Below are 4220 nucleotides of genomic sequence, written 5' to 3' on the forward strand. Positions count from 1 at the left end.
ACCAGCATCGGGAAGTCGCGGGAGGGCAGGCAGTCGCCGTACCAGGAGGACTTCAGCGAACCGCCGCGGCCGAAGACGTCCAGCAGCGGCAGTTCGAGCTTCATATCCGGCGTCGGGACGCCCACCAGGACCACGCGGCCGGCCAGATCGCGGGCGTAGAACGCCTGCTTGTACGTTTCGGGGCGTCCGACGGCGTCAATCACCACGTCCGCTCCGTTGCCGCCCGTGAGGGCCCGGATGGCCTCGATGGGATCTTCCTTGCTGGAATCCACTCCGTGGGTGGCTCCCAGGGAAGCGGCCATGGCGACTTTGTTGGCGTCGATGTCCACCGCGATGATGGTGGTGGCCCCGGCCAGCTTGGCGCCGGCGATAGCTGCGATGCCCACGCCGCCGCAGCCGATCACGGCTACGGATTCGCCGCGCTTGACCTCACCGGTGTTGATCGCGGCTCCGATGCCGGCCATGACGCCGCAGCCGAGCAGGCCGACGGCGGCGGCATCGACGTCGTCGTCAATTTTGGTGCACTGGCCGGCGGCGACGAGGGTCTTTTCGGCGAACGCGCCGATGCCCAGTGCGGGGGAGAGTTCCGTGCCGTCCTCAAGCGTCATCTTCTGGGTGGCGTTGTGGGTGTTGAAGCAATACTGCGGCTGGCCCTTGGCACACGCCCGGCATTCGCCGCATACGGCGCGCCAGTTCAGGATCACCCGGTCCCCGGGGGACACCTCGGTGACGCCGGGACCGACGGCGCTGACCACACCGGTGGCCTCATGGCCGAGCAGGATGGGGAAATCGTCCGTGATGCCGCCCTGCTTGTAGTGGAGATCGGTGTGGCAGACCCCGCAGGTGAGGATGTCCACCAGCGCCTCGCCCGGGCCCGGATCCGGCACCAGGATGGTTTCCACCGAAACCGGAGCGTTCTTTTCCTTGGCGATTACTGCCTTGACCTTGTGAACCATCTGGCGGTGTTCCTTTCCTGGGGTCCGGAGACCCGCGGACCGAGGGGATTTCTCATTGCGCATTACACAACACGACGCGCAGTGCGCGTATTCGAAATATGTCAGCCAGTGCAGGCCGAGTCAATAGAACGCGGAAGTTCTACGCCGCTGACGTCGGATGAGGCGTGAACGATAGTGCTGCCCACTGTGCAACACAATCGCTCCTGCTGCAACTCACGCTGGCCCGGCCATGAGGCCACACCCTACCTTCAGGTAGCCCTAACCGCCACCTGTGTGTTCACAAGCCGGAAACCTGCAGGCCTTGACTGTGTTACAAATCACCCCTAGTCTGATGCAACAGCGTTGCGCTGATTGCAACCCCAACACAACTTGGTGGATACATGAGTAACGAAACTTCCTCTCCAGCTCTTGCTGGAGGACCCGGCCACGGACCCCATGAAACCCATGACGGAACCCGGGCAGGCCGTAGCACCATGAGCGGCCAGAACTTTGCGCCTGCTGACAACGGTGTCAGCAAAGAAACCCGCCGCAGGGTCATCGCGGCAAGCTTCATCGGCAACTTCGTTGAATGGTTTGATTACGCCGTTTACGGCTACCTGGCCGTCACGATCGCCACAGTCTTTTTCCCTGAATCAGATCCCCAGACCGGGCTTCTGCTGACCTTCGCCCTGTTCGCCATTTCGTTCCTGGTCCGACCGCTCGGCGGGTTCGTCTGGGGCCACATCGGTGACAGGGTAGGCCGGCGGACGGCTCTGTCGCTGTCCATTCTGATCATGTCCGGAGCGACCTTCTGCATCGCACTCATCCCCGGCTACGACACGATCGGCATCTGGGCTCCGGTCCTGCTGCTGATCATCCGGGTTGTCCAGGGATTCTCGGCCTCCGGCGAATATGCCGGAGCCTCGGCCTTCCTCGTCGAGTACGCACCGGCCAACAAGCGCGGCCTGTACGCAGCGGTGGTTCCGGCCAGTACCGCTGCGGGCCTGCTCCTGGGCTCCCTGATCGCGGGCCTCCTGACCGTCCTGCTGACCTCCGATGCGATGCAGAGCTGGGGCTGGCGCCTGCCGTTCCTGCTGGCCGCCCCGATGGGCCTGATCGGACGCTATATCCGGACCAAGCTCGAAGACACCCCGGTGTTCCTCGAACTGGCGAAGGAGGATCAGGCCGTCAAAGCGCCTGTGTCAAGCCTGTTCAAGAACCACTGGCGCCAGCTGCTGCAGGCTGTCGGAGCCGTGCTGCTCAACGCCGTCGGGTTCTACGTGATTCTCAGCTACATGCCCACCTACCTGTCCTCCGAACTGGGACTGGGCGAAACCGAATCATTCCTGGCCACCACCATCGCGCTGATCACCTACATCGGGTTCATCTTCCTGACCGGGATGCTCTCGGACCGGTACGGCCGCAAGAAGGTGCTCATCAGCGCCTCTGTTGCCTTCATCGTGCTGACAGTGCCGGCCTTCGCGCTGCTGGGAACCGGCAACTTCCTGGTCATCGTCCTGGTCCAGATCCTGCTGGGAGCCATGCTCACCCTCAATGACGGGACGCTCCCCAGCTTCCTGGCCGAAATGTTCCCCACCCGGGTCCGCTACAGCGGCTTCGCGGTCAGCTTCAATCTCTCCAACGCGCTTTTCGGAGGCACCGCGCCATTTATGGCAACGCTCCTGATCGCCGCTACCGCCAACGATCTGGCGCCGGCCTTTTACCTGGTGGGCGCGGCAATCATTTCCCTGATCGCCGTGGCGCTTTCCAGGGAGACCTGCAAAGAACCGCTGCGCCACGAATAGCCCGCAATTTTTCCCTGCTTCCCTCCTCAAGTAACTGCACTCAAGAAAGGCACCACCACCATGACCACCACAGCATCCGAGAACGCAACGTCCGTCGCCGAACTGGAACGGGTCAAGTTCCTGAAAAACGGCGAGAAAGTCAGCCTCACGTTCTCAGACACCGAATTTGAGCGGCGCCTCGCCGGCCTGCGCCGCATCATGGCCGAGAAGGAACTCGACGCCGTCGTCCTGACCAGCTACCACTCCATCAAGTACTACTCCGACTTCCTGTTCACCACCTTCGGCCGTTCCTACGCCATGGTGGTCACCAAGGATGATAACGTCACCGTCACCGCCAACATTGACGCCGGGATGCCCTGGCGCCGCAGCTACGGCGACAACATCATCTACACGGACTGGCGCCGGGACAACTACATCTTCGCCATCCAGGAAGTCCTGCGCACCCGCGGCATCAACCCGCGCCGCCTGGGCGTCGAGGATGACTCGCTGCCGCTGGACAACCGCAACAAGATCCAGGCAGCTTTCCCGTCGGCAACCCTGGTGGACGTGGCCCAGGCCGCCATGCGCCAGCGCATGATCAAGTCCGCCGAGGAAATCGAGGTCATCAAGCACGGCGCACGGATCGGTGACCTGGGCGGCGAAGCCATCCGTAACGCCATCACCGCCGGGATCACCGAGTACGAGGTGGCCCTGATCGGCACCGAGGCCATGGTCCACGAAATCGCACGGACCTTCCCGAACTCCGAAATCCGCGACACCTGGGTGTGGTTCCAGTCCGGCATCAACACCGACGGCGCCCACAACTGGGCAACCACCCGCAAGATCCAGGAACACGACATCCTGTCCCTGAACTGCTTCCCCATGACCTCCGGCTACTACACCGCCCTGGAACGCACCCTGTTCTACGGCGAACCGGACGCCCGCTCCCTGGAGCTGTGGAACATCAACGTTGAGGTCCACAAGCGTGGCCTGGAACTCATCAAGCCCGGTGCGGTCTGCAAGGACATCGCGGCCGAGCTCAACGAGATCTACGTTGGTCACGGGCTGCTGGCCAACCGGACGTTCGGCTACGGACACTCCTTCGGCGTCCTGAGCCACTACTACGGCCGGGAAGCCGGGCTGGAACTCCGCGAAGACATCGACACGGTCCTGGAGCCGGGCATGGTGGTCTCCATGGAACCGATGATCACCGTCATGGACGGCCAGCCGGGCGCCGGCGGCTACCGCGAACACGACATCCTGGTGGTCGGCGAGGACGGCGCGGAGAACATCACCAAGTTCCCGTTCGGCCCTGAGTACAACATCATCGGAGCCTGACCCGGCGACCCGACCTGGCAACGCGGGGTCACTCCCGGCCCAATCCCGGGCGTTTTACGGGCCGAAAGTGACCCCGCGTTGGGGTTAAGGTGACCCTGGGCGAAAGCCTGCCGGCGGCGCCGCACCCAGTGCGGCGCCGCTTTCGGCTGACAATGCGGAATGA

The 4220-nt window shown here is 63.4% G+C and carries 3 protein-coding genes; 2 read left to right on the forward strand and 1 reads right to left on the reverse strand.

Annotated elements, in window-relative coordinates:
* The coding region (locus tag DBR22_RS12700; RefSeq protein WP_108599317.1) for an S-(hydroxymethyl)mycothiol dehydrogenase at positions 1-956 on the reverse strand (956 nt) is incomplete at its 3' end.
* 380 nt (positions 957-1336) lie between these two features.
* Here DBR22_RS12700 and DBR22_RS12705 point away from each other — a divergent pair.
* Positions 1337-2740 (forward strand): MFS transporter, encoded by a 1404-nt coding sequence (locus tag DBR22_RS12705; protein WP_108599318.1) that lies wholly within the window; start codon positions 1337-1339, stop codon positions 2738-2740.
* Between the two features lie 60 nt (positions 2741-2800).
* Complete coding sequence (locus tag DBR22_RS12710) at positions 2801-4057, forward strand: aminopeptidase P family protein (RefSeq protein WP_108599319.1); 1257 nt, start codon at positions 2801-2803, stop codon at positions 4055-4057.
* The last annotated feature ends 163 nt before the right edge of the window (positions 4058-4220 follow it).

This window comes from Arthrobacter sp. HMWF013 (assembly GCF_003061105.1).
GTDB lineage: Bacteria > Actinomycetota > Actinomycetes > Actinomycetales > Micrococcaceae > Arthrobacter.

What these genes read in the sequence shown, in the direction of transcription:
- DBR22_RS12710 (WP_108599319.1), top strand. Translation starts at nt 2,801, where the DNA reads ATGACCACCACAGCATCCGAGAACGCAACGTCCGTCGCCGAACTGGAA.
- DBR22_RS12705 (WP_108599318.1), top strand. Translation starts at nt 1,337, where the DNA reads ATGAGTAACGAAACTTCCTCTCCAGCTCTTGCTGGAGGACCCGGCCAC.